We start from the raw sequence: 25,041 nt of genomic DNA, 5'->3' as shown, positions 1-25,041 counted from the left end.
CCGCCTGAGGATGATGCCATGAGCCGGCGGCCTTGGGAGGAAGCGGCTGAGCGCTGTCGCCCGCACCGGACAGAGGCGCACTCATCTCGGCAGATCCGGTAGCCGTCTGAGACCTGGTACCCGCCACTCAACGCAGCTCCGGGGCGGTCGTGTGCGGACGCCGTTCCGCTGCGGGTGACCTGCGGTTTGTCGGCCAGTTTGGGGATCACCTCGTTCGGGTGGTTCGATGTTCGTGAGTTTCGGGCCCACCGTTGCTGGTGGGAGCATCGGCTGGTCTGGACGGGAGCCTGCCGATGGCGGCGATGTCGAAGGTTGACCCGTTCGCGGCGATCCGACGGGACTCGCGGGCTGGCATGTCCGTGCGGGCGTTGGCTCGCCAGCATTGGGTCAGCCGGCGCACGGTGCGTTCGGCGCTGCTGTCGGCGTGGCCCGAGCCGCGCAAGCCGCTCCCGCCGCGGCCGTCGAAGCTCGATGAGTTCAAACCGGTCATCGACGGCATCCTGCGCGGGGATCTGAACGCGCCGCGCAAGCAGCGGCATACCGTGAAACGGATCTACGACCGGCTGGTCGACGACCATTGCATGCTCGACGTGTCCTCCGCGGTGGTCCGCGCCTACGTCGCGGACCGCAAACCGAAGATCCGCGCCGAGGCCGGGCTGGGCCCGGTCGAGGTGCTGTGCCGCAGACGCACCGGCCGGGCGTCGGGGCGGAGGTCGATTTCGGGGAGGTCGCGGTCAACCTGCGCGGCGAACAGGTGACCTGCATGCTGTTCGCGTTCCGGCTCTCGTTCTTGGGCAAGGCCGTCCATCGGATCTTCATCTCCGGTGGCCAGGATGCGTTCCTGGAGGGCCACGTCCACGCGTTCACCACGCTCGGAGGCGTTCCCACAGGCAAGATCGTCCTCGGGTTCGCCCAGCAACGCGTCGAGACCGCCCGATGGACAGCGTTCCGATCGCATTTCGGTGCCGAGGCATGGTACTGCCAGCCAGGCCTGCAGGGCGCAGCGCCGCAGGCAAGTTCACCCCGGTCCACGACGCCTGGTGGGAAGCCGTCCGCAGAGCCCACGGCGACGCCGCCGGCACCGGCGCACTGATCGAGATCCTGCTACTGCATCGGCACATGCCCCACGAACACGTCGTCGCCGGGCTGGCCGCCGCGATGCGCGCCGGCGCGTTGGTGCAGTGGGATGTGGCGCTCGGACTGAGCGGCAGATGGTTCGAGGATCCCGACCTGCGCGGGGCAGCCGACCTGTCGGACGACTTGTTCAGCACCTGAGCGACGGCGCGCATCGGTGGCTGAAGCAGGTCGGCGACCACCCTCACTGTTGCAGCGGCGCTACCGCTCGAGGGCTCGGCGCGCAGGCCAGCACCACGTCCGCGGCTCGGGCCACCCCGCCGGCGTCCTGCAGCGAGCGGCCCAGCTGCACCGCCCGCTGCCTGAAGCCGTCCTCGTCGAGCAGCCGGCGCAGCTTGGCGACGATCTGGTCCACGTCGATGTCGGAGACCGCCAGGCCGACGCCGGCCTCGACGATGCGCGCCGCCAGGTCGTGGCAGTCCATCCAGAACGGCAGGATCAGCTGCGGCTTGCCGAACACCAGGCCCTCGTTGACGGCGTTGCCCCCGCCGTGGCCGAAGAACACCCGGACCCGGGGGTGCGCCAGCAGGCCCAGCTGCGACGGCACCCAGCTCACGACCTTGAGGTTGTCGGGAAGTGGGTCGGGAAGGGCCACGCCGGCCGTTCGGGACACCTTCCACAGCACCCCGACGTCCGGGCCGAGGCGGGCGCAGGTCGCCACGACGGCGGCCACCAACTCGCGCGTCGGGCGCATGACCGTGCCGAAACCGACGTAGACGACGGAGGTGAACGATTCGAGCCAGGCGTCGATCCCGGCGTCCCCGGACCCGTTCGTGTCGGCCTCCTGGACCAGGGTGCCCACCATGTGCAGATGGGCCGGGGCTGCCGCGAACGGGTACTCGAGCCCGAACACGGAGAACGTCAGGACGGCGGCGGCAGCATCCGCATACCGGGAGGGCACCGCCGTGGGGTTGGCGATGCCGGCGCTGCGCCGCCGACGGGTCGCCGCGATCATCGGCAGAAGGTTGCGCGGCCGGGCGTACACCGCCATCGCCCCCAGCCGGAAGAGCACGTTCGTGAGCCGCTGGCGGCGGGTCATCCGCAGCGGGAGTCCGGAGAACGGGGTGGGGAAGCTCCACGGCAGCCGGTCCAGGTACACGCCGCTGATCGGCACCGGCACGCTCAGCACATACGGCACGCCGAGGGTGGCGGCGGCGTCGATCGCCCACGGGGTGCACAGGTCGATGACGGCGACGTCCGGCTGGACCCGGGCGAACTCGTGCAGGGCCCGGTCGTACTGCTGCGCGGTGTACTCGTGGTCGATGTTCTTGTCGAGGAAGGCCGCGAGGTTGCGCAGCAGCCTCCGGGAGCTCATCGACGCCAGCGTCGCGTCGTCCCATCGGCTCGGGTCCAGCTCGGGCTTGTACTGGCCCAGCGACACGAAGCGGACCGGGTGCTGCCCCGGTATCCGCTCGATGTCGCCGCGGCCTTCCTCGGTGGAGGCGAACCACAGCTCGGCGGCGCCGCGCTCGTTGAGCGCCCGCGCGATCTCCAGCAGCGGCTTGATCAGTCCGGTACTGGGTAGCGACGCCAGCAGGACGCGGGGAACCCGATCGGGTGACCCGTCAGGTAGAACGTTCATCAGGCTTCTCCCACTCCGTCAGGTGAACCGCGCCGGCCGCTCCTCGACCGCTACATCGGCAGCGCCGACCGCAGGCCGGCCAGCCGCGCCTCGTCGCGCCCCTCGACGACCGCCTCCCAATGCTCGATCATCTCGTCCAGCAGGGCCTCGAAGGTGTACTCCGGCTCCCAGCCGAACGTCTTGCGGAAGACGGAGGAGTCGCCGCGCAGGTAGGTGAGCTCCTCGGGTCGCATGAACTTGGCGTCCTGCACGACGTACTCGCGGTAGTCCATGCCGAGCCTGGTGAAGACGTACTCGCAGAGCTCGCGGATGGAGTGCGTGTGGCCCGTGGCGATGACGTAGTCGCCCGGCTGGTCGTGGTTGATGATCATGTGCATGCCGCGCACGTAGTCCTTCGAGTGGCCCCAGTCCCGAAACGAGTCGAGATTGCCCAGCACCAGGCGCTTGGCGAGCTTGTGCTTGATCTGGACGGCCGTCTTCACCACCTTGTTGGTGACGAAGTTGGACCCCCGCCGCGGGCTCTCGTGGTTGAACAGGATCCCGTTCACCGCGAACAGCTTGAAGCTGTTGCGGTAGTTGCGAACCATGCTGTAGCCGAACAGCTTGGAGCATCCGTACGGGCTGACGGGATTCATGGGCGTCGTCTCGCGCTGGAAACCGTCCGGGTCCACCGAGTTGCCGAACATTTCCGATGAGCTTGCCTGGTAGAAACGCGCCTCCGGAGCGACCTTCCGGTACACCTCGAGCAGGTTCAGCAGGCCCATGGCGTTGGCCTGGACCGTGAACTGCGGGATGTCGAAGCTGATCCGGACGTGACTCTGGGAGGCGAGGTTGTAGATCTCGTCCGGTGCTGCCAGCCGCATGCAGCGCTCCAGCGACGAGCTGTCCAGCAGGTCCCCATACTCCAGATGCAGCTGCTCACCGAGCGAGCCGATCCTGGAGCTCTGGTGCTCCGGCACGGAGCTGCGGCGAACGATGCCCCAGACCTCGTAGCCCTGGGAGAGCAGCAGCTCCGACAGGTAACTGCCGTCCTGCCCGGCGACCCCGGTGATCAGAGCCCTCTTCATGATAATCCCTTCAGGCCTGTCGTCGTTATTCGACAGAAGGCACTTCGCCGGCAACGATGAACTTGCCCTGGTATCCCTTTTCCGTCAGTTTTCGAATGATGATGTCCTTCAGGTTGGAGGTCAGCACGAGCGCATAGTCCGGTTGCCGGTCGAGCAGTTCCTGATCGGCGGTCACGGGGATCAGCGAGCCGGGGGCGAGCTTGCCCTGCTTCAGCTCGGAGCCGTCGGTGATGTAGTCGAGCACGTCCGGCCGGATGCCGCAGTAGTTGAGGATGGTGTTTCCCTTGGCGGACGCGCCGATCCCGGCGATCGTCGCTCCTTGCGCTTTGAGGCCGTACAGCAGGGACATGAGCCGCTGCTTCGACTGCATCAGCCGGGCCGTCCACGCCTGGTAGGTGTCGATCGAGTACAGGCCGGCGGCCGTTTCCTGTTCGAGCAGCCGCGGGACGTTCGCGGAGACCGGCCGGACCCCGGTACGGCCCGCGTAGACGAGGATGGATCCACCCTGGGTCGCGGTCTCCTCGACGTCGAAGACCTCCAGTCCGTAGCGGGCGAACAGCACCGTCAGCGGCTGCAACGAGTAGAACCGCAGATGCTCGTGGTGAATGAGGTCGTAGTGCATCTTGGTGATGACGTTCTGCAGATGATGGGACTCGGTCACGAAGACGCCGTCCTCGGCCAGCAGCGTCACGACACCACTCATGAACGCATCGAGCTCCTTGATGTGCGCGAACGCGTTCATGGTGGTGATCACCTTGGCCGGCTGGTAGGTGGCCAGGATCTTCTCGGCGGTGGCCTCGGTGAAGAAGTCGACGATGGTGGGCAGTCCCTTGGCGATCGCCAGGCCGGTGGTCGACGACGGGTCCACGCCGAGCACCCGCACCCGCCCGGCGTACTGCTCCAGCAGCGTCCCGTCGTTGCTGGCGAGATCGACCGCGAGGTCCTCCGTGCCGAGCTGGAAACGCTCGACGAGGGAGTCGACCAGCCGCTGGAAGTGCGGCCGCGAGGCCGGGTTCGACTCCGTCGTGTAGACGAAGTCCCGGAAGAGCAGGGCCGGGTCGACGGCGTGGCCGATCTGGGCCAGCCAGCATCGGCCGCAGACGTAGAGGTCCAGGGGGTAGACGGTGAACGGCTCGGCCGCCTCCTGCGGCGCCACGAAGACGTCCGGCAGGGCGTGATGCCCGAGGGACGTGACGTGTATGAGCTCGTTGCTGGAGCAGATCTGACAGTGCATCTGGTTGACCCTTCCGACCGGTATGGATTTCTCAGACCTGGCGTTCATGCGATCGACAACAGCCGCATGTCGCTCTCCAGCATCTGCGCCACCACGTCCTCGAAGGGCGTCGACGGATGCCAGCCCAACCGCATCGCCGCCTTCCCGTAGTCGGCGCGCAGCACCACCACGTCGGCCGGGCGCACCAGCTGCGGGTCGACGCGCACGTGGCGGCGCCATTGCAGGCCCACGTAGGAGAATGCGAGCTCCACCAGCTGCCGGACGCTGTTCAGGCGGCCCGTGCCGATGACGTAGTCGTCGGCGGTGTGCTGGCTGACCATGAGGTGCATCGCACGGGCGAAGTCGCCGGCGAAACCCCAGTCCACCTGCGCGTCCAGGTTGCCGATCCGCAGCTCGGTCGCCTGGCCGAGCTTGATCCGGGCCACGCCCACGGAGACCTTGCGGGTCACGAACTGCCGGCCTCGCCGCGGCGACTCGTGGTTGAACATGATGCCGGACATCGCGTGCATGCCGTACGACTCGCGGTAGCTCTTCGTCATGTAGTGGCCGTACGCCTTGGCGACGCCGTACGGACTGTGCGGGTGCAAGGGCGTCAGCTCGTTCTGCGGCGTCTCCCGCGCGTTGCCGTACATCGCCGACGAGGACGCCTGGTAGAAGCGGATCTGCCCGCCCCGGCCCGGCTGCGACTCCCGGACGCCGGAGACCGTGCGGATCGCCTCAAGGATCCGCACCACGCCGACCCCGGTCACCTCGGCCGTGGCCTCGGGTTGTCGCCAGGACTGCGGCACGTAGGAAATCGCTGCCAGGTTGTAGACCTCGTCGGGCTCGCACTGCTCGATCGCGGCGATGAGACTGCGTTGGTCGAGCAGGTCGCCGCTGATCAGCCGCACCGCCCCTTCCAAATGCGGGGCGACCGGAATCCGGGGCGCCGCCTCCTCCCCGCGCACCAGACCCCACACGTCGTAGCCCTCGGCGAGCAGGTGTTCGGCGAGGTAAGAGCCGTCCTGGCCACGAATGCCAGTGATCAGCGCCCGTCTGGTCATGTCGCCCATATTCATCGGGCAACAGCGGCCACCGGAACCCCTAAATGATTTTGACGCTTAGGGGTGCTGTGAGGAATTGGCGCCGATGATTTTGCCGAGGCTTGCCGGCGGCCGAATAAGGGCTTCTTTAGGGGTTCTGTGCGGCGGGTCGCGCAGTATCGTCATTCCGGCAAGCCATTGTGGCTATCCATTCCCTGCACGCATTCCACCGTCGCCGCATTCGGCGACCCCTGGCCCGCTGTGGAGACGGCCGGCTCCGGTCACAGCCCGGACCGCCGCCGGTGACGTGTCGCCGGTCATCGCCGGCGGGCCGTCACCGCCGTGAGGTCGAGGCCATGAGCCCCGACCCGCGGCACGGGTACGCCGGTCGTTCATCCCCGGGACGACCGGCGTACCGCGACCATGGGCGTTCACCCAGAAACGTGAGGCGCATGTGATCCAGCTGCTGGCGCCCGACGGGACACTGCGGGCGGATCCTCGGTTCCCCCTCGACGTCACCCCGGCGCTCTGCCGGGACCTGCATCGGGACATGTTCCTCGCCCGTCGGTTCGACCAGGAGGCGCTCGCACTGCAGCGGCAGGGCGAGCTCGGGCTGTGGCTGATGGCGCTGGGCCAGGAGGCGGCGCAGGTCGGCTCGATCCGTGCGGTCGCCGCGCACGACCACGTGTTCCCCAGCTACCGCGAGCATGCGGCGGCGCTGTGCCGCGGCATCAGCCCCGCGGAGATCCTGGCGCAGTGGCGGGGCGTCGCCCACAGCGGATGGGACCCGGCCCGGTACCGCTTCCACATCTACAGCCTCGTCCTCGGCGCGCAGGCGCTGCACGCCACGGGCTACGCCGTCGGGGTCCGGCTCGACGGCGCGCAGGAGGTCGTGCTCGCCTACTTCGGCGACGGCGCCAGCAGCCAGGGCGACGTCAACGAGGCGCTGAACTGGGCGGTGGTCGCCAGGGCGCCGATCGTGTTCTTCTGCCAGAACAACCAGTGGGCCATCTCCACCGGTACGGCGCAGCAGATGGGCACCCCCGTGCACGTGCGGGCCGCCGGTTTCGGGCTGGACACGTACTTCGTGGACGGCAACGACGTGCTGGCCGTGCACGCGGTCACCGCGCAGGCCGCCGACCGGGTGCGGGCGGGAGGCCCGCCCGTCCTGATCGAGGCGTTCACCTACCGCATCGCGGGGCACAGCACGTCGGACGACCCGCGGATCTACCGGTCGGAGGCCGAGGTCGACCTGTGGCGGGAGCGGGACCCGGTCGCCCGGCTGACCACCCTGCTGCGGGCCGAGGGCTGGGCCGACGAGGAGCACTTCGAGCAGCTGGACCGCGAGGCGCGGAAGCTGGCCGAGGAGACGCGGGCGGCGTGCCTGTCGCTGCCGGACCCGACGCTGGAGGAGACGTTCCGGCACACCTTCGCGCAGGAGCCGCCGCTGCTGCGTCAGGAGCGTGAGGCGATGAGCGCCTACCAGGCGGGCTTCACCGACGGGGCCGACCGATGATCACGCTGGGGCAGGCGTTGAACCGGGGCCTGCGGGCGGCGATGACCAGGGATCCGCGGGTGGTCGTGATGGGGGAGGACATCGGTCGGCTCGGCGGCGTCTTCCGGGTGACCAGTGGCCTGCAGCAGGAGTTCGGGGCGGACCGGGTGATGGACACGCCGCTTGCCGAGTCGGGCATCGTCGGCACCGCCATCGGCCTGGCGCTGCGCGGATACCGGCCGGTCTGCGAGATCCAGTTCGACGGGTTCGTCTACCCGGCGTTCGACCAGATCGTCAGCCAGCTCGCCAAGATGCGGGCCCGGTCCGCGGGCCGGTTGGCGCTTCCGGTGGTGATCCGCATCCCGGGCAGCGGCGGGATCGGCGCGGTGGAGCACCACAGCGAGTCCAACGAGGCGTACTTCGTGCACACCGCCGGGCTGCGCGTCGTCACCTGCGCCACGCCGGCCGACGGGTACACGATGATCCAGCAGGCGGTGACCGGCGACGACCCGGTGATCTTCTACGAGCCGAAGTGCCGGTACTGGGACAAGGCCGAGGTCGACGAGGACGCCCCGCTGGCCGCCGCTCCCGCGCTGCACGCGGCCCGGACGGTCCGCGCCGGCCGCGACCTCACGGTCCTCACGTACGGCTCCATGGTCCGTCCCGCGCTCGTCGCGGCGCAGATCGCCCACGAGGAGGGCAGGTCGGTCGAGGTGGTCGACCTGCGGTCGCTGGCGCCGCTCGACCTGCCGGCGGTGCTGTCGTCGGTCCGCCGGACCCGCAGGGCGGTCGTCGTGCACGAGGCACCGACGACGCTCGGCCTGGGCGCGGAGCTCTCGGCGTTGCTCACCGAGCACTGCTACCTGGAGATGGAGGCGCCGGTGCTGCGTGTCGGCGGATACAACATCCCGTACCCGCCGGCGCGCGCGGAGGAGCGGTATCTTCCGGACGCCGACCGCATCCTGGAGGCGGTCGATGCGTCATTGGCGTACTGACCGGCTCACGCCTCGGCGAGGATGCGGGCCACGATGCCGTTGACGTCGTTGCGGCAGTCGTTGAGGTAGAAGTGCCCGCCGGAGAAGACCAGCACCTCCGAGGGGCCGGTGGTGTGCGAGCGCCACTGGTGGGCCTCGGCGAGCGACACCCGCGGGTCGGTGTCGCCGGTGAGCACGGTGATCGGTGCCCGGACCACGTCGTCGGGCCGGCCCCGGTACGTCTCGATCGCCCGGTAGTCGGTGCGGATGGCGGGCAGGATCATGTGCAGGATCTCGGCGTCGCCGAGCATGTCGTCGGTGGTGCCGCTCAGGTCGCGCAGCTCCGCCACGATGCCGTTGTCGTCGCGCAGGTGCACCTGTTCGAGGCGGAACGTCGACGGCGCCCGCCGTCCGGAGACGATGATGTGCCGCGGGCTGATGCCGAGCTTCGCCTCCAGCCGCAGGGTGACCTCGAACGCCAGCGCCGCTCCCATGCTGTGCCCGAAGAACGCGACGGGCCGGTCGGTCAGGCCGCGGATCGCCTCGAAGACGAGGTCGGCCAGCTTGTGCAGATCGTCGACGCCGGCCTCGAACCGGCGGTCCTGCCGGCCGGGGTACTGCACCGCCAGCACCTCCACGGTCGGCGTCAGCTCCCGCGACATCGGGAAGTAGTAGCTGGCCGAGCCGCCGGCGTGCGGCAGGCAGAAAAGCCGGATCCGCGCTTCGGGAGACTGATGGAACCGACGAATCCAGAGACGCTCTTCCTCGGTCATAAGGCACGCTTTCCGCTCGGCTTTTGTTTCCGTACATTCCTATCCACTCCGCGCGGCGGTCGCCACCCCTAGAAGGCGTGTGGTTCGCGGGCTTAGGGGTGTTGCGCCGATCGGAGTTGCTCGTACGTTTCCTCACAGCGGCATCTTCCCGTCGAATTGCATTTGCCCGAGGAGGCGTATTCGTGCGCACGCCAGACGTTTATATCGGCGGGATAGGCGCTTTCCTGCCGCCGACGGTGACCGTGCAGGAGGCGGTCGACGACGGTCTCTACCCGGCGGAGGACGTGGAGATCCACCAGCTCGGGGGCGCCGCGGTCGCCGGTGACCTGCCGGCGCCGGAGATGGCCCTGCGGGCCGCCCAGCAGGCGGTCAAGCAGTTCGGCCGCCCGGCGAACGAGCTGAGTCTGATGATCTATGCCAGCACCTGGCACCAAGGGCCGGACGGGTGGCTGCCGCACGCATACCTGCAACGGCACCTGACCGGGGGCGAGGTCCCCGCGGTGGAGATCCGCCAGGGGTGTAACGGCATGTTCAGCGCCATGATGCTCGCGGTCAGCCACCTGCGCGCCGATGAGGACCGCCGCCACGCCCTGCTGGTCGCCGCGGACAACTACGGCACACCGATGATGGACCGCTGGCGGATGAACCCGGGCACCGTGGCCGGCGATGCCGGCTCCGCTGTCGTGCTCACCAAGGACCCCGGCTACGCCCAGCTGCTCGCGGTGTCGTCGGTGACCGTGCCCGAGGCGGAGGAGCTCCACCGCGGCGGCGAGCCACTGTTCCCGCCGACCGCCACCGTCGGCCGGTCGCTGAGCTTCGCCGGCCGCTTCCAGCAGCAGGTGATGGCCCGCAGCGCAGGGATGGCCGCGCTCGCCAGGGCGCAGGAGCTCATGATCAGCACGGTGGCGGACACGGTCGCCGAGTGCGGCCTCGCGCTGTCCGACCTGGACCGGGTGGCGTTCATGAACTACTCCCGCGAGGTCGTGGAACAGCGGTGCATGGCGCCGCTCGGCCTGCCGATGGCCAGGTCGTCATGGGACTACGGCCGCACCATCGGCCACTGCGGGGCCAGCGACCACGTTCTGTCGCTCAAACACTTCGTGGACACGGGGCAGCTGCGGCCGGGCCAGCACATGCTGCTGCTCGGCACCGGGCCGGGGATCAACCTGGCCTGCGCCGTGATCAAAATCCTCGGTACGCCGGAGAGTGCCTGATGACCAACGCAACCGACCTTCCGACGGCCGAACCGGTCGCCGTTGTCGGCCTCGGCTGCCGCCTGCCCGGCGACGTGCACGGGCCGGAACAGTTCTGGGACCTGCTCGGCGAGCAACGCAGCACCGTCGGCGACGTCCCCTGGGAGCGGTGGGCGCCGTATGCCGCTCACGGCGCGGAGTTCACCTCCGCCATGCGGCGGGCCATCGCGCGCGGCAACTTCATCACCGGCATCGAGGAGTTCGACACCGAGTTCTTCGGCATCACGCCGCGCGAGGCCGAGCTCATGGACCCCCAGCAGCGCATCCTGCTCGAGGTCACCTGGGAGGCGCTGGAGCACGCCGGCATCGTGCCGCGGACCCTGGCCGGGACCGACGCCGGCGTGTTCGTCGGCCTGTGCAGCGGCGACTACGGCAGCCGGCTGCTCGAGGACCTGCCCGGCATCGAGGCGTGGACCGGCATCGGCGCGGCCAGCTGCGGCACCGCCAACCGGATCTCGCACGTGCTGGACCTGCGGGGCCCCAGCATCGCGGTGGACACGGCCTGCTCCGCCTCGCTCGTGGCCGTGCATCTCGCCTGCCAGAGCCTGCGCCTCGCGGAGAGCACCGTGGCGATCGCGGCCGGCGTCAACCTGATCGCCTCGCCGGGACAGTCGCTGACCCTGGGCGCTGCCGGCGCCCTCGCGCCCGACGGCCGCTCGAAGCCGTTCGACGCCGGCGCGGACGGATACGGCCGCGGCGAGGGGTGCGGCGTCGTCGTGCTCAAGCTGCTCCGCGACGCCGAACACGACGGCGACCGGGTGCTCGCGGTGATCCGGGGCAGCGCCGTGAACCAGGACGGCCACACCAACGGCATCATGGCCCCGTGCGGGGCGGCGCAGGAGCACGTCATGGTCCGCGCCTGCGCACAGGCCGGCATCGACCCGGCCACCGTCGACTACGTCGAGGCGCACGGCACCGGCACGCGCCTCGGCGACCCGATGGAGGCCGGCGCGATCAGCGCCGTCTACGGCGCCGGGCGGGCCGCCGACGAGCCCTGCCTGGTCGGCTCGGTGAAGTCCAACATCGGTCACCTGGAAGGCGCCGCGGGCGTGGCCAGCGTCATCAAGGCCACGCTGGCCCTGCAGCACGCGGTCGTACCGGCCAGCCTGCTGCACACCGAGCTCAACCCGGAGATCCCGTGGGCGGACTCGGGGCTGCGGCTGGCGGCGTCGGCCCAGCAGTGGCCGCGCCGGCCGCATCCACGCCGGGCCGGTGTCTCCGGCTTCGGCTACGGCGGCACGGTCGCGCACATCGTCATGGAGCAGGCACCGCAGACCACCGCCGAACCGGACCGCCAGGACGACGACGAGGTGCGGCTCTATCCGCTGTCGGCCGTGAGCGGCGCGGCGCTGCGTCAGGCCGCGGCCGAGCTGGCCGATCACGTCAGCAGCCGGCCGGAGGTCCCGCTCGCCGCGGTCGGCGGCACGCTGGCCCGGCACCGGTCGCACCAGCCGCACCGGGCCGGCATCGTCGCCGGCGGCCGCGAGGAGCTGGTCACCGGCCTGCGCCTGCTGGCCGAGGACCGTCCCGCGAAGGAGGTCGTCACCGACGTCGTCCGGTCGGGTCAGGGCCGGGGACTCGTCTGGGTGTTCTCGGGCCACGGCTCGCACTGGAGCGGCATGGGCCGGGAACTGCTGGCGACCGAACCCGAGTTCGCGAAGGTCATCGACGTCCTCGACCCGGTGTTCGCCGCCGAGAGCGGGTTCACCGCCCGCGAGCTGATCCACAGCGGCATCTTCGAGACCGTCGACCGCATCCAGCCGATGATCTTCGCGATGCAGGTGGGCCTGGCGGCCATGTGGCGCAGTCGCGGCGTCGTCCCCGGCGCGGTCATCGGCCACTCGATGGGCGAGGTCGCCGCCGCCGTGACCTGCGGCCTGCTGAGCCTCGAGGACGGCGCCCGGGTGTCGTGCTGGCGCTCGCGGCTGCTCACCCGGGCCGAGGGCAAGGGCGACATGGTGATGGTCTCGCTGCCGTTCGACCAGGCCGCGCAGCGGCTCGCGGGGCGGACCGACCTGTCGCCGGCGATCGCCGCGTCGCCGGTGTCCACGGTGCTCGCCGGTGACCTGCCCGCGGTGCAGGACGTGCTGGACACCTGGCCGGGCGAGGGGATCCAGGCCCGCCGGGTCTCGGCGCGCATCGCCTTCCACAGCCCGCACATGGACCCGCTCCTCGAGGAGCTGACGCAGCTGTGCGCCGGGCTGCGACCCGCCCGGCCGGCCATCCCGATGTACTCGACGGCGCTGCCCGACCCGCGTGCCGTCCCGCCCGGCGACGGCCGCTACTGGGCGACCAACCTGCGCCAGCCGGTCCGGCTCGCGGCCGCGGTCGCCGCGGCCGCCGAGGACGGCTTCGGCGCCTTCCTCGAGGTGTCCGCGCATCCGCTGATCGCGCACTCGGTCGGCGAGACGCTGGCCGAGCAGGGCATGGACGAGGCGTTCGCCGGGATCTCGTTGCGCCGCAACCGACCGGAGCTGCGGACCTACCTCGCGGCGGTCGCGGCGGCGCACTGCGCCGGCATCGACGTCGACTGGTCGAGCCTGCAGCCCGGCGGCTCCCTGACCGACCTGCCCGGCACCGCCTGGCAGCGGCGGCGGCTGTGGCGCGAGACCAGCGACGGGACGCAGACCCGGCAACGCGGCCACGACGTCGACAGCTACACCCTGCTGGGCACCAGGCAGCGGATCGCGGGCAGCCCGATCGTGGTCTGGCGCACCGGGCTCGACGACGGCAACCGGCCGTACCCGGGCAGCCACGCGCTCAACGGCGTGGAGATCGTCCCCGCCTCGGTGCTGGTGAGCACCTTCATGGCGGCCGGCGCCGACGGGCGGCCCGCGCACCTCGACAGGCTGGTGATGCGCCAGCCGCTGATCACCAACGACTACCGGGAGATCCAGGTGGTCCGGGACGGCGGCGCGCTGCGGCTGGCGTCGAGGTCACCGGGCGGCGACACGTGGCTGATCAACGCCCAGGCCGAGATCCGCGCCGACGTCGACGTGACCGGCGGCCCGATCCCCGCGGGCACCGGTGACGCCGCCGAGTTCGCCGACCCGGGCCTGATCCGCGAGCGCCTGGCGTCGGTGGGCGTGCCGGCCACCGGCTTCGAGTGGACGGTGGAGCGGCTGCGGCGCGGCACTGCCGTGCTCGTGGCGGAGGTGAAGGCCCCGCACGGCCGTACCGGCGCCGAAAGCTGGGCGGTCGCCTTCGACGCGGTCATGTCCATCGCCCCGGCGGTGTTCCCCGGACCCCCGCTGCTGCGCATGGCCGTCGACGCGGACCTGATCGCGGTCGGCGGCGACGCACCGGACACCGTGACGGTCACCGTCGTGCTCGCCGACGAGCGCCTCGGCATCACCCACGCGGTCGTCGCCGACGCGGCCGGTCGGCGCATCGCGCGGGTCGACGGCCTGCGCTACACCGAGCTCGGCGGGAGCACCCCGGCGACGGACGCGCGGAGGGCGCTGCACACGACCGTCTGGCGGGCGCCGGACACCGCCGCCGAACGCCCGGCGGCCCGCACGGTCGTCCTGGTCGGCCCCGCGCTGGCGGGGCTGGCCGGCGGGCTCGCCTCGGCCGGCGTCACGTGTCACGCGGTGCACGACGCCGCGGGCCTCGGCGACCTGTCCGCCCACCTCGACGAGTCGGCGGAAATCCTCGTGAGCCCGGTCGACCACGTCCGCCCGGTGAGCGTCGCCACCCGACGCGCGCAGGAACAGCTCGACGCCGTGGCCGACGCCGTCTGCCGGCTGCCGCAGGAGCGCCGCCCCCGGCTGTGGTGCCTCACCTCCGGCGTCCGCGACAGCAGCCACTCCGCGCACACGCGGCAGGCGACCCTGTGGGGCCTGGTCCGTGCGCTGCGGGCGGGGCATCCCGGGTTGCGCGTGGGCACCGTCGACCTCGGACCGTCGTGGGACGGGTCGGCCGCGGAGGCGTTGCTGGCGGCGCTGGACCGGGCCGCGGACGAGGACGTGGTGGCGCTCGACGCGGACGGGCCGGCGGTGCCGCGGCTCACCCGGGTGGACCTCGGCGACGCCGGCGCACCGCCCCCGGTGCGCGCCGACAGCACGTATGCCGTCGTCGGCGCCTTCACACCGGCCGGGGCCGCCGCCGCGCACTGGCTGGCCGGGCTCGGCGCAGGCCGCCTGGTCCTGCTCGACGCCGAGGCGCTTCCGCCGCGGTCGGAGTGGGACTCCGCCGGGGACCTGCGCCCGGAGATCGCCACCGTCCGGGCACTGGAAGCGCGCGGCGTCGCGGTCTTCACCGGCGCAGCCGACGTGGCCGCGTGGACCCGCGACGGCGGCCTCGTCCCCGCGGTGTGGGACCTGCCGCCGGTACGGGGCGTGGTGTACGCGCCCGGTCGGGACGCTCGGGACTCGCTCGCGGTCATCGACTGGCTGCACGCCACGTATCCGCCGCAGGCGCTGGACCTGATGCTCTTCGCGGTGCCGCTGGAGGCGCGGGTGTCGCCCGGGCCCGGCGACCCGAGCGCGGCCGTCGCCTCGTACGCCGACTCGCTCACCGCGCATCGGGTGGCCAGCGGCTGCCGGGGGACGTGGAGCATCAGCTGGCCGGCCGGCGACCTGCCCGGCACCGCGGCGGTGGACGCGGGCCTGCTGTTCGAGGCGGCCGGGCACGCGCTCGGCCAGGCCCCCGGCGTGTACGCGGTCGTGAGCCCGACGGCCGAGGACGCCCCACGGCCGCCGCTGCTCGCGGCCCTGACGGTCGAGGAGGCCACCGCCGACGCCGGCGCGGCCGACGCGGGCGGCCCCGGCTCCGTGCAGCTGGACAGCGTGCCGCCGGACGAGCTGCGCCGCATCGTCGCCGACGAGGCCGACCGGCTCATCGCCGGCGAGATGCGCCTGTCGGCCGGCGAGCTCGACCGCCGGCGGCCCCTCGTCGAGCAGGGCATGGACTCGGTCATGACGGTGGTCGTCCGCCGGCGGCTGCAGCAGCGCTTCGGTCACGACCTGCCCACGACGCTGCTCTGGCAGCAGCCGACGGTCACCGCGATCGCGGCGTTCATCACCGAGCTGCTGCTCGCCACCCGCACCGTGGCCGACGACGACGAGATCCTGGCGAAGGGAGCCTGACGTGGACGACATCGGCAACCGGGGGCGGCTGCTGTTCGCCAGCCTGCCCAGCGCGGGCCTGATCAATCCCCTGCTGGCGATCGTGCAGGAGCTGGTGCGCCGCGACGCGGACCTCTGGTTCGCCTGCACGGACGAACGGGCGGACGAGATCCGCCGGATCGGCGGGGGAGCGGGCGGCGCCGGACCCGTGCGGTTCGTGTCGCTCGGCCGGTACCGGCCGCACCTGTGGCCGGCCAACTGGGACCAGGCGACGCTGCGGGCGATGACCACCGGCCGGCGGGTACGTGACTTCGCGGCGTTCATGGACACCAACGTCGACCACGAGTACACCGAGGAGCTGTACCGCCGGATGCTGGCCGCCATCGACGAGGTCCGACCGGACCTGATCGTGGCCGACTCGTGCACCGGCTGGGCCATCGACGCCGCCATGCAGCGGGGCATCCCGTACGTGTTGACGATCGCGGTGCCGGTCAGCAGCTTCTACGTCGACCTGCTGCCGTGGGGCTACCCGACCCCGGGGTCGGGCCTGCCGGCGCGCATGTCCGCCGTGCAGCGGGTCGACAACGTGCGCTACCGCCTCGGCGTCCGGGCGGTCATGGCCAGTCCCCGGCGACTGCGGCCGGCCCTGGCCGCGCTGCAGCGCCGCAAGGCCGAGGGACTGCCGAACGCGGCGGGCATCCCGTCGCACTACGCCCGTGCCGCGGCCGACGTGCTCGGCTGTTCGGTGTTCGGCCTGGAGTATCCGTTCCCGGCCGAGACGCCGAACCTCCACATGGTCGGCGCGGTGCTGCCCGGCGACGCCGACGACGTCACCGCGGACCCGTCGCTGGACGCGTGGCTGGACGCGCACCCGTCGATCGTCTACATCGGCTTCGGGACGTTCATGCGCCCCTCGGCGGGTCAGGTGGCCGCGCTGGTCGAGGTGGCCCGGCGGCTGGGACCCCGGCACCACGTGCTGTGGAAACTCGACGAGACCCGGCAGCGGATGCTGCCCGCCGACCTGCCCGCGAACCTGCGGGTCGAGGCGTGGCTGCCGTCCCAGCTGGCCGTGCTGGCGCACCCGAACGTGCGGGTGTTCTTCAACCACGGCGGCGGCAACGCGTTCCACGAGGGTCTGGCGTACGGCAAACCGCTGCTGGTGATGCCATTCTGGATGGACTGCAACGACTTCGCGGCCCGCGCCGCGGACAGCGGCGCCGGGCTCGTGGTGCGCAACGTCGACAGGCCGGACGTCGACGACATCGTCAACAAGATCACCCGGCTGGCCACGGAGCCCGCATACCGGCAACGAGCCGAGCACTGGGCCGCCGAGCTGCGCGCCGCCGGCGGCAGCACCGCCGCGGCCGACATCGTCCAGCGCCGACTGGGCCTGCTCGGCCCGGCGGTCGGCGCCGCATCCGCAGACCGAACCATGTCGAGCTGACCACACAGGAGGAGCCGTGTCGCGCCGAGCATTGATCACCGGCATCACCGGCCAGGATGGGTCCTACCTGGCCGAGCATCTGCTGGAACTGGGGTACGAGGTGTGGGGCCTGGTCCGAGGCCAGGCGAATCCGCGCCTGTCGCGGGTCAGCCGCCTGGTGCACGACCTGCGGTTCGTGGAGGGGGACCTGCTCGACCAGAGCAGCCTGATCGCCGCCATCGACCGGGTCCAGCCCGACGAGGTCTACAACCTGGGCGCGATCTCCTACGTGCCGCTGTCCTGGCAGCAGGCCGAGCTGACCGGTGAGGTCACCGGTCTCGGCGTGCTGCGCGTGCTGGAGGCGCTGCGGGTCGTCTCGGGCGTCGGCTCGTCGTCGAGCGCGGCGTCCCGCCAGGTCCGCTTCTACCAGGCGTCCTCGTCGGAGATGTTCGGCAAGGTCGTCGAGACGCCCCAGTCCGAGACCACCGTGTTCCATCCGAGGAGTCCGTACGGCGTCGCCAAGGCCTACGGGCACTTCATCACCCGCAACTACCGGGAGTCCTTCGGGATGTACGCCGTCTCGGGCATCCTGTTCAACCACGAGTCGCCGCGCCGCGGGCTGGAGTTCGTCACCCGGAAGATCTCGCACACCGTCGCGAAGATCAAGCTGGGTCTGGCGAACGAGCTCAAGCTCGGCAATCTCGACGCCCGCCGCGACTGGGGCTTCGCCGGCGACTACGTGAGCGCCATGCACCTGATGCTGCAGCAGGAGGAGCCGCGCGACTACGTGGTCGGCACCGGCATCATGCACTCGGTCCGCGACGCGGTCCGCATCGCCTTCGGCGCCGTCGACCTGGACTGGTCGCAGTACGTGGTGGTCGACGAGGAGTTCGTGCGCCCGGCGGAGGTCGAGACGCTGTGCGCCGACCCGACCCGGGCCCGCGAGGACCTCGGCTGGCAGCCGCGGCTGAAGTTCGAGGAGCTGATGACGATGATGGTCGAGGCGGACCTGGCCCACCTCACCCGCGCCCAGAAGTACGACGAGTACTCCGCGCACTTCGAATGGTGAGCAGCACCCGACGGCAACGGCCGGCCCGTGAAGGGCCGGCCGTTGCCGTGTGTACCGCGTCAGCCCTCGGACGGTCGGTGCTGCGGCCCGGGCACGGCAGCGCCCGGCGCAGCGGGGCTCTCGCCGGGTCCGCCCGGACGCTGCGGCCCCGGCGGTGCGCCGAAGTGTGACACCAGCGGGCGGTTCTTGAGCAGCGCCACCGTCACCAGGATCAGCACGGCGACCGGCACGGTGACGGCGAAGATGTCGCCGGTCGCGATCGCGTACGCCTGCTCGACGACGGCCCGGACCGGCTCCGGCAGGTCGCCGAGGTCCGGGATCGTCCCGCCGGCGTCGCCGCCGCCGGCGCTGTCCGCCGCGGGGGAGCCGATGACTGCCTGGACGCGACGGGCGAACACGGCGCCGAGGACGGTGACCCCGACCGAGCCGCCGAGGCTCCGGAAGAACGACAACGTCGACGTCGCCACCCCGAGCTGCCGCATGTCGACGGAGCTCTGCGCGATCAGGACCAGGTTCTGCATCAGCGCGCCGACGCCGAGGCCGAGCAGGGTGATGGCCGCGGTGAACCACACGAGGCCCGAGCCCTCGTCGACCAGGGCGAGCATGCCCGTGCCGACGCATGCCAGGATGCCGCCGGTCACCAGGACCGCCTTCCACCGGCCGGTGGCGGTGATGAAGCGCCCGGCGACGGTGGACGCGGCGACGATGCCCAGCGCCATCGGCAGGCTCAGCAGGCCGGTCTCGCCGGGCGACAGCCCCTGGGCCAGCTGGAGGTACGGCGGGACGAAGACGGAGCCGCCGAACATCATGATGCCGACGAGCAGGCTGGCGAGGGTGGTGAGGGCGACCGTCCGGTTGCGGAACAGGCTCAGCGGCAGCACGGGCTCGGGGCTGCGGGTCTCGACCAGGACCGCCAGCGCCAGGGCCACCACGCCGCCGGTGACCAGCACGGCGGTCCACGCCGAGCGCCAGGCGAAGGCGTCGCCGGCCAGCGAGCACCAGATGAGCAGGGCGCTGGCGGCGATGACGATGAGCGCGGCGCCGAGGTAGTCGATGTGCACCTCGCGGCGCATCGCCGGCAGGTGGAAGGTCCGTTGCAGCACGACCATGGACAGCACCGCGAAGGGCGCGCCGAAGAAGAAGCACAGCCGCCATCCGATGCCGGGCACCTCGGCCAGGGCGCCGCCCAGCGGTGGGCCGAGGATGGTGCCGACGGTGAAGACGGCGCCGAACAGGCCCATGTACTTGCCGCGTTCCCGCGGCGGGACGATCACCGCCATCACGACGGGCACCATCGCGGTGAGGCCGCCGGCGCCGATGCCCTGCGCGACCCGGCTCACGATGAGCATGCCGATCGAGCCGGCGAAGCCCGCGACGAGCGACCCGAGCACGAACAGCGCCAGCGAGGCCTGCAGCAGCCACTTCTTGTCGTAGAGGTCGGCGAACTTGCCCCACAGCGGGACCGAGACGGTCATGGCGAGCAGCTCCGCCGTGACGATCCAGGTGTACGCCGACTGCGAGCCGCCGAGCTCGGTCACGATGCCCGGCAGCGCCACCGTGACCACGGTCGGCGCGAGGACCGCCACGAACATGCCCAGCAGCAGCCCGTACACGGTCATGATGACGCCCTTGGCCGGGGCGGCCTGCGTCTGCGGCGCGGTGGGGGATTCCGGCCCGGTGTTCATCGCGCTCCTTCGTCGGCTCGGTCGTGCTCCGTCGCAGCGGTAGGTTGCGTGGTGTCGCGGGGGCTCAGCCGCCGCAGCTCGGCCGGCAGGTCGCCGCGGTGCAGCACGCCGAGCCGTTTGGTGGTGCGGGTCAGGGCGACGTAGAGGTCGCTGAGGCCGCGCCGGGACTCGTTGACGATGCCGGCAGGGTCGACGACGAGCACCGAGTCGAACTCGAGGCCCTTGGCCTGGCGCGCGTCGAGCACCACGATGCCCGCGCCGAGCGAGATGCCGTCGCCGACGACCACCTCCGCCGTCGTGCGGTCCCTGATGGCGGCGCCGAGCGGGTGCACCAGCTCGGTCGGCGCGATCACGGCCACTTGGCCGCCGCCGACCGCCGTGGTTTCCGCGTGCACCGCCTCCGGCGCGGCGTCGACGTAGGCGTCGACCCGGGCGCACCACGGGGTGATGCCGGACGTCCGGGCCGAGCGTGGCGGGGTGAGGCCGGGGCTGATCGCGGCCAGCACGTCGGCGGCGACGGCCATGACCTCGGCCGGCGTCCGGTAGTTGACGGTCAGCTCGGTCAGCCGCCACCGGTCCGCGACGTACGGGGCGAAGACGTCGCCCCACGTCGTGGTGCCGCTGGGGTCGCTGGTCTGTGCGACGTCGCCGACGACGGTCATCGAGCGGCTCGGGCTGCGGCGCATGAGCAGCCGCCACACCATCGGGGACAGCTCCTGCGCCTCGTCGACCACGATGTGCCCGAACGCCCAGGTGCGGTCGGCGGCGGCCCGTTCGGAGACGGACAGGTAACCGTCGTCGTCGTGCCGGTCGGCCAGCGTCGACGCGTCGATCACGTCGGTGGCCTGGAGCACCTCCTCGTCGATCTCGTCCTCGTCGTAGTTGAGGATCTGCAGGACGCCCTGCGCGTATTCCAGGTCGGCGTCCCACTGCGCGGCCTCCCGGGCCCGTTCGGCCCGGTCGTCCCAGCCGAGCAGCTCCGCGGCCTCGTCGAGCAGCGGCACGTCGCCCGGGGTCCACGGCGCCTTCGGGTCGCGCAGCAGCAGCTCCCGCTCGGCCGCGGCGAGATCCGGGGTGGCCGCCTCGATGCGTTCCGGTGAGGCGTACAGGTCGGCCAGCAGCTGCTCCGGCGTGAGGATCGGCCAGAGCTCGCGCAGCGCCTGGTGCACCTCCGGGGACCTGGTGAGGTCGAACCGGATCTGCTCGATGTCGTCGTCCACGAGCAGGTTGCGCCCGATGTTGGCGGCGACCTGGTTGGTCAGCGCCTCGATGATCTCGCGGACGAAGTACGGTCGGGCCTCGTTGTGCGGGCGCAGCGTGTCGCGCGCCAGGCGCTTGGCGTTGGCCGTGATCTTCTGGGTGAGCCGCAGCCGGTCGCCCTCGAAGCGCACCTCCTTGACCGGCGGGGTCTCCTGACGGTCGTAGACGGCGTTCGCCATGACCTGCACCATCGAGGCGCGCCCCTTGATCTCCGCGACGTCGTCCGGCTCACTGCCGGTGGCGACGACGCCCGGGTAGAGGTCGCCCACCGTGCACAGCAGCGCACCGGTCTCGCCCAGCGACGGCAGCACCTGGCTGATGTAGCGCAGGAACGTCGCGTTCGGGCCGAGGATCATCGCACCGCGTTTCTCCAGCCGGTCGCGGTGCGCGTAGAGCAGGTAGGCCACCCGGTGCAGCGCGACCGCCGTCTTGCCCGTGCCGGGGCCGCCCTGGACGACGAGGACGCCGTTGATGTCGGCCCGGATGATCTCGTCCTGTTCGCCCTGGATGGTGGCGACGATGTCGCGCATCTGGCCGGTGCGGTCGGCGGTGAGCGCGGCCATCAGCGCGGCCTCGTTGGTCAGCGAGGTCGCGCTGTCCGCCGGCGCGGCGTCGACGTCGAGAAACTCGTCGTCGTAGTCGAGGACCGTGCGGCCCTTCATCTGCAGCTGCCGGCGCCGGCGCACACCTTCTCGGGTGATCGCGTTGGCCAGGTAGTACGGGCGTGCGGCGGGTGCCCGCCAGTCCATGAGCAACGAGGACTGGTCCTCCTCGTCGACCAGCCCCACCCGGCCGACGTAGCGGGTCTCACCGTCGTCCAGGTCGAGCCGGCCGAAGCAGAGCCGCTCGTCGACGCCCTCGAGCTGCCGGATGCGCTCGCGGTACATCGTGGCGGAGGCGTCGCGTTCGGCGCGGGCCGACGGGTTGCTCGCGCTGTGCAGCTGGGTCCGGGCCAGGCGCTGCGCGGCGACGTCGCGCAGCGTGTCGACGTTGCGGTAGAGCATCGCGACATAGCGGCGCTCGTCCTCCAGCGTGTCGTTGGCGAAAGCGGTAGAGGCTTCCGAGGAAACTCTTGACAACAGCGCCACCCCATGCTATTCTAATAGAGAGCGGATTATTTGCACCGTCCGAATGATGATAGCGTGCTGTCCGGCTCTTGTCCTGCCTGGCGCCTGCTGTGCGCCGCGAATCCTGCGTGATGACATCGTCCGGGTGATTTCCGGCTGCTCGCCGACGGCGGATGAAAATCAGTATGGGAAAACGCAATTCTTTCGCATTCGAAATACCGGCCGCCCCGGACAAGCATCAGTATGCGTGAATTCGTGTGAACCCCTAGACAAGCGGCGCGGCAATCGCTTGTAGGGGTTACCGCCGCCCGCCGCACTCTCTTAGAGTCCGCATTGATCCGGCAGTGCGGCCGCGTGAAACGACGCGATCAAGGGGTGGCGATGACGGTACAGGAGCATGGGATCGCTGCCGGGCACGTGTTGCTGCTGCGATATCTCAACCGGGCCGCAGTCCTGTGCGAACAGGGATATGTCAGCGGCTCGGCGATCGACACCGCGATGCGTCTCGGTTGCGGCCTGACCGCCGGCCCGCTGGCCATGCTGGACGGCATCGGCGTCGACCGGGCGCTGGAGCTCATGGCCGGCGCGGCGGTGACCCCGGCGCCGTTGCTGACCGCCAAAGCGCGGCAGGGGCGGGCCGGCCGCGGGTTCGGCCCGCTCACGCAGCCCGACGCGGCGGAGCCGGTGGACCCCGTCCCGCCGTCGTGCGTCGGCATCGTCGGGTCCGGGACCATGGCCGCCGGCATCGCACAGACCCTCGTGGTCCACGGTCTGCGCACCGCGCTCGTGGCCCGCGGCGACGAGCAGGCGGCGGCCGCCCGGCGCGCCGTCTCGGCGGCGCTGGACAGGGCGGTCGCCCGCGGCCGGATCGATGCCGCGGCAGGCGCCGAGGCGGCCGGACGGCTCCGGGTGAGCGCCTCGATCGACGACCTGGCCGACTGCGGCGTCGTCATCGAAGCGGTGGTGGAGCAGCAGGACGCCAAGCGCGCCGTCTTCGCCGCCCTCGACCGGGTCTGCCGGCCGGGCGCCGTGCTCGCGACCACGACCTCCAGCCTGTCGGTGGCGGACTGCGCCGCGGTGACCGGACGCCCGGCCGACGTGGTCGGGATGCACTTCTTCAACCCGGCGCCGGTCATGAAGCTCGTCGAGGTCGGCCACACCCCGGACACCGCCCTGCGGACCGTCGTGGCCGCCCGGGCCCTCGCCCGGCGGTTGGGCAAGGTGCCCGTCTCCTGCCCGGACAGGTCCGGCTTCATCGTCAACTACCTGCTGTTCCCCTACCTCAACGACGCCGTCGGCATGGTGGAGCGCGGCCAGGCCGGCGTCGCGGAGCTCGACCGGGAGATGGAGCAGGTGCACGGCTTCCCGATCGGCCCGCTCGCCCTGCTGGACACCATCGGCCTCGACGTCTCCCTCGCCATCCTGCATCGCCTGCACGAGCAGTTCGGCGACCCGGCGACCCGGCCGGGGCCGCTGCTCACCGGCCTCGTCGCCGAGGGCCGCCTCGGCCGCAAGACCGGCGCCGGCTTCCATCTACAGCGCCCGAGCAAAGGGGCAGGTCGATGAATCGTGCGTTCGTGGAGACCCTCGAGTCGGCCGGGGCCGACCGCGGCGCCGTCGAGGCGCTCCCCGTGCCGCAGAGCTACCGGGCGGCGGTGCTCCTGGCCGAGGAGCAGGAGATGTTCGCCGGGGTGGCGATGGCGGACCGGCAGCCCGGCAAGGCGCTGCACCTGCGGGAGGTGGCCACCCCCGAGCCCGGACCGGGCGAGGCCCTGATCGCGGTCATGGCCAGCTCGATCAACTACAACACCGTGTGGAGCGCGCTGTTCGCCCCGGTGCCGACGTTCGAGTTCCTCAAGCGGTACGCGCGCACCGGTGGCCTCGCGGCCCGGCACGACCTGCCGTACCACGTGGTGGGCTCCGATCTGGCCGGGGTCGTGCTGCGCACCGGGCCCGGGGTGCGCCTCTGGAAGCCCGGCGACCGGGTGGTCGCGCACTGCCTGTCGGTCGAGCTCGAGGAGCCGCAGGGGCATGACGACGCGATGCTCGACCCGCAGCAGCGGATCTGGGGGTACGAGACCAACTTCGGCGGCCTGGGCGAGCTCGCCCTGGTCAAGGCCAACCAGCTCATGCCGAAGGCGGCGCACCTGACGTGGGAGGAGGCCGCCGCGCCCGGGCTGGTGAACTCAACCGCCTACCGGCAGCTGGTCTCCCAGCACGGCGCGGCCATGCGCCAGGGCGACAACGTGCTGGTCTGGGGGGCCGCCGGCGGTCTCGGCTCGTACGCCACCCAGTACGTCCTCAACGGCGGCGGCACCCCCATCTGCGTCGTGTCCAACGAGCAGAAGGCCGAGACCTGCCGGGCGATGGGCGCCTCCGCGGTGATCGACCGCAGCGTCGAGCAGTACCGGTTCTGGGCCGACGAGCAGACCCCCGACCCGCGCGAGTGGCGGCGCCTCGGCGAACGGATCCGCGAACTGACGGGCGGCGACGACCCGGACATCGTGTTCGAGCACCCCGGGCGGGAGACGTTCGGCGCTTCGGTCTACGTCGCGCGCCGCGGCGGTGTCATCGTGACCTGCGCGTCGACCTCCGGCTACCGGCACGAGTACGACAACCGGTACCTGTGGATGCACCTCAAGCGCATCGTCGGCTCCCACTTCGCGAACTACCGGGAGGCCTGGCTGGCGAACCGTCTGGTCACGCGCGGCCGGATCCACCCGACGCTGTCGGCGGCGTACCCGCTGGACCGGGTCGGGCAGGCGGTCGAGGAGGTGCACGGCAACCGGCATCACGGCAAGGTCGGCGTGCTCTGCCTCGCCGAGGCGGGCAGCGGTGTCTCGGACCTCGAGCTGCGTGCCCTCCACGAGCCCGCGATCAACCGGTTCCGGCCCGCCGGCCCCGGCGCCGCCTCGGAAGGGAATTGAGGCTCCG

Annotated in this window: 18 protein-coding genes; 11 read left to right on the top strand and 7 right to left on the bottom strand. The window is 71.5% G+C overall.

Translation table 11 applies throughout. The features are described from left to right. Nucleotides 1-293 precede the first annotated feature (293 nt). Genes AB0I21_RS50320 through AB0I21_RS50310 form a run of 3 tightly spaced genes read left to right on the top strand, consistent with a single transcriptional unit; the run spans nucleotide 294 to nucleotide 1,275 of the window. Entirely contained in the window at nucleotides 294-758 is a 465-nt protein-coding gene (locus tag AB0I21_RS50320; protein ID WP_360572058.1) for a hypothetical protein, read from the top strand. Between the two features lie 5 nt (nucleotides 759-763). Further along, nucleotides 764-1,093 carry a hypothetical protein gene (locus AB0I21_RS50315; protein ID WP_360572056.1) on the top strand — a complete coding sequence of 110 codons (330 nt, stop codon included), beginning with the start codon at nucleotides 764-766 and terminating at the stop codon, nucleotides 1,091-1,093. Nucleotides 1,094-1,119: 26 nt separating this feature from the next. After that, complete coding sequence (locus tag AB0I21_RS50310; RefSeq protein WP_360572054.1) at nucleotides 1,120-1,275, top strand: hypothetical protein; 156 nt, start codon at nucleotides 1,120-1,122, stop codon at nucleotides 1,273-1,275. Nucleotides 1,276-1,318: 43 nt separating this feature from the next. Here the strand turns inward: AB0I21_RS50310 and AB0I21_RS50305 are convergent, their stop codons facing one another. The 4 genes from AB0I21_RS50305 to AB0I21_RS50290 are packed head-to-tail and all read right to left on the bottom strand — an operon-like array spanning nucleotide 1,319 to nucleotide 6,060. Beyond that, nucleotides 1,319-2,716 carry a glycosyltransferase gene (locus AB0I21_RS50305; protein ID WP_360572052.1) on the bottom strand — a complete coding sequence of 466 codons (1,398 nt, stop codon included), beginning with the start codon at nucleotides 2,714-2,716 and terminating at the stop codon, nucleotides 1,319-1,321. 50 nt (nucleotides 2,717-2,766) lie between these two features. After that, the gene (locus AB0I21_RS50300; RefSeq protein WP_360572051.1) at nucleotides 2,767-3,783 is read right to left on the bottom strand and encodes a GDP-mannose 4,6-dehydratase; all 1,017 of its coding nucleotides are present in this window, start codon (nucleotides 3,781-3,783) and stop codon (nucleotides 2,767-2,769) included. Nucleotides 3,784-3,808: 25 nt separating this feature from the next. Continuing rightward, the gene (locus AB0I21_RS50295; protein WP_360572049.1) at nucleotides 3,809-5,017 is read right to left on the bottom strand and encodes a class I SAM-dependent methyltransferase; all 1,209 of its coding nucleotides are present in this window, start codon (nucleotides 5,015-5,017) and stop codon (nucleotides 3,809-3,811) included. 44 nt (nucleotides 5,018-5,061) lie between these two features. Further along, nucleotides 5,062-6,060 (bottom strand): GDP-mannose 4,6-dehydratase, encoded by a 999-nt coding sequence (locus AB0I21_RS50290; protein ID WP_360572047.1) that lies wholly within the window; start codon nucleotides 6,058-6,060, stop codon nucleotides 5,062-5,064. A 433-nt stretch (nucleotides 6,061-6,493) separates the two neighbouring features. Between AB0I21_RS50290 and AB0I21_RS50285 the strand changes: the two genes are divergently transcribed. Together AB0I21_RS50285 and AB0I21_RS50280 are read left to right on the top strand one after the other, a co-directional pair. After that, nucleotides 6,494-7,555 carry a thiamine pyrophosphate-dependent enzyme gene (locus AB0I21_RS50285; RefSeq protein ID WP_360572045.1) on the top strand — a complete coding sequence of 354 codons (1,062 nt, stop codon included), beginning with the start codon at nucleotides 6,494-6,496 and terminating at the stop codon, nucleotides 7,553-7,555. Next, nucleotides 7,552-8,529 (top strand): transketolase C-terminal domain-containing protein, encoded by a 978-nt coding sequence (locus tag AB0I21_RS50280; RefSeq protein WP_360572043.1) that lies wholly within the window; start codon nucleotides 7,552-7,554, stop codon nucleotides 8,527-8,529. Before AB0I21_RS50285 ends, AB0I21_RS50280 begins: the two co-directional genes overlap by 4 nt. 5 nt (nucleotides 8,530-8,534) lie before the next feature. Here the strand turns inward: AB0I21_RS50280 and AB0I21_RS50275 are convergent, their stop codons facing one another. Continuing rightward, nucleotides 8,535-9,281: an alpha/beta fold hydrolase gene (locus AB0I21_RS50275; protein ID WP_360572041.1), complete on the bottom strand. Its 747-nt coding sequence runs from the start codon at nucleotides 9,279-9,281 to the stop codon at nucleotides 8,535-8,537. Between the two features lie 182 nt (nucleotides 9,282-9,463). On the opposite strand from AB0I21_RS50275, the gene AB0I21_RS50270 reads away from it, so the two are divergent. Genes AB0I21_RS50270 through AB0I21_RS50255 form a run of 4 tightly spaced genes read left to right on the top strand, consistent with a single transcriptional unit; the run spans nucleotide 9,464 to nucleotide 18,095 of the window. Next, entirely contained in the window at nucleotides 9,464-10,495 is a 1,032-nt protein-coding gene (locus AB0I21_RS50270) for a ketoacyl-ACP synthase III family protein (RefSeq protein WP_360572039.1), read from the top strand. Continuing rightward, nucleotides 10,495-15,624 (top strand): beta-ketoacyl synthase N-terminal-like domain-containing protein, encoded by a 5,130-nt coding sequence (locus tag AB0I21_RS50265; protein WP_360572037.1) that lies wholly within the window; start codon nucleotides 10,495-10,497, stop codon nucleotides 15,622-15,624. The genes AB0I21_RS50270 and AB0I21_RS50265 overlap by 1 nt, the downstream gene beginning before the upstream one ends. Before the next feature lies 1 nt (nucleotide 15,625). Next, on the top strand, nucleotides 15,626-17,047 hold the full coding sequence (locus tag AB0I21_RS50260) for a glycosyltransferase (RefSeq protein WP_360572035.1): 1,422 nt from the start codon (nucleotides 15,626-15,628) through the stop codon (nucleotides 17,045-17,047). A gap of 16 nt (nucleotides 17,048-17,063) precedes the next feature. Further along, on the top strand, nucleotides 17,064-18,095 hold the full coding sequence (locus AB0I21_RS50255) for a GDP-mannose 4,6-dehydratase (protein ID WP_360572034.1): 1,032 nt from the start codon (nucleotides 17,064-17,066) through the stop codon (nucleotides 18,093-18,095). Nucleotides 18,096-18,154: 59 nt separating this feature from the next. On the opposite strand, the gene AB0I21_RS50250 is transcribed toward AB0I21_RS50255, so the two are convergent. Together AB0I21_RS50250 and AB0I21_RS50245 are read right to left on the bottom strand one after the other, a co-directional pair. Beyond that, entirely contained in the window at nucleotides 18,155-19,780 is a 1,626-nt protein-coding gene (locus tag AB0I21_RS50250; RefSeq protein ID WP_360572032.1) for an MDR family MFS transporter, read from the bottom strand. Continuing rightward, the gene (locus tag AB0I21_RS50245) at nucleotides 19,777-22,128 is read right to left on the bottom strand and encodes a UvrD-helicase domain-containing protein (RefSeq protein ID WP_360572030.1); all 2,352 of its coding nucleotides are present in this window, start codon (nucleotides 22,126-22,128) and stop codon (nucleotides 19,777-19,779) included. The genes AB0I21_RS50250 and AB0I21_RS50245 overlap by 4 nt, the downstream gene beginning before the upstream one ends. Nucleotides 22,129-22,488: 360 nt before the next feature. Here AB0I21_RS50245 and AB0I21_RS50240 point away from each other — a divergent pair, with 360 nt between their 5' ends. Continuing rightward, nucleotides 22,489-23,673 carry a 3-hydroxyacyl-CoA dehydrogenase NAD-binding domain-containing protein gene (locus AB0I21_RS50240; RefSeq protein WP_360572028.1) on the top strand — a complete coding sequence of 395 codons (1,185 nt, stop codon included), beginning with the start codon at nucleotides 22,489-22,491 and terminating at the stop codon, nucleotides 23,671-23,673. Beyond that, nucleotides 23,670-25,034: a crotonyl-CoA carboxylase/reductase gene (gene ccrA / locus AB0I21_RS50235; RefSeq protein WP_360572026.1), complete on the top strand. Its 1,365-nt coding sequence runs from the start codon at nucleotides 23,670-23,672 to the stop codon at nucleotides 25,032-25,034. Before AB0I21_RS50240 ends, ccrA begins: the two co-directional genes overlap by 4 nt. Nucleotides 25,035-25,041 lie beyond the last annotated feature (7 nt).

It is taken from the genome of Dactylosporangium sp. NPDC050588 (genome assembly GCF_040654975.1).
Classification (GTDB): Bacteria; Actinomycetota; Actinomycetes; order Mycobacteriales; family Micromonosporaceae; genus Dactylosporangium; species Dactylosporangium maewongense.
Note: the sequence above shows the minus strand (reverse complement) of the source record. Positions and strands in the feature narration are given on the sequence as shown.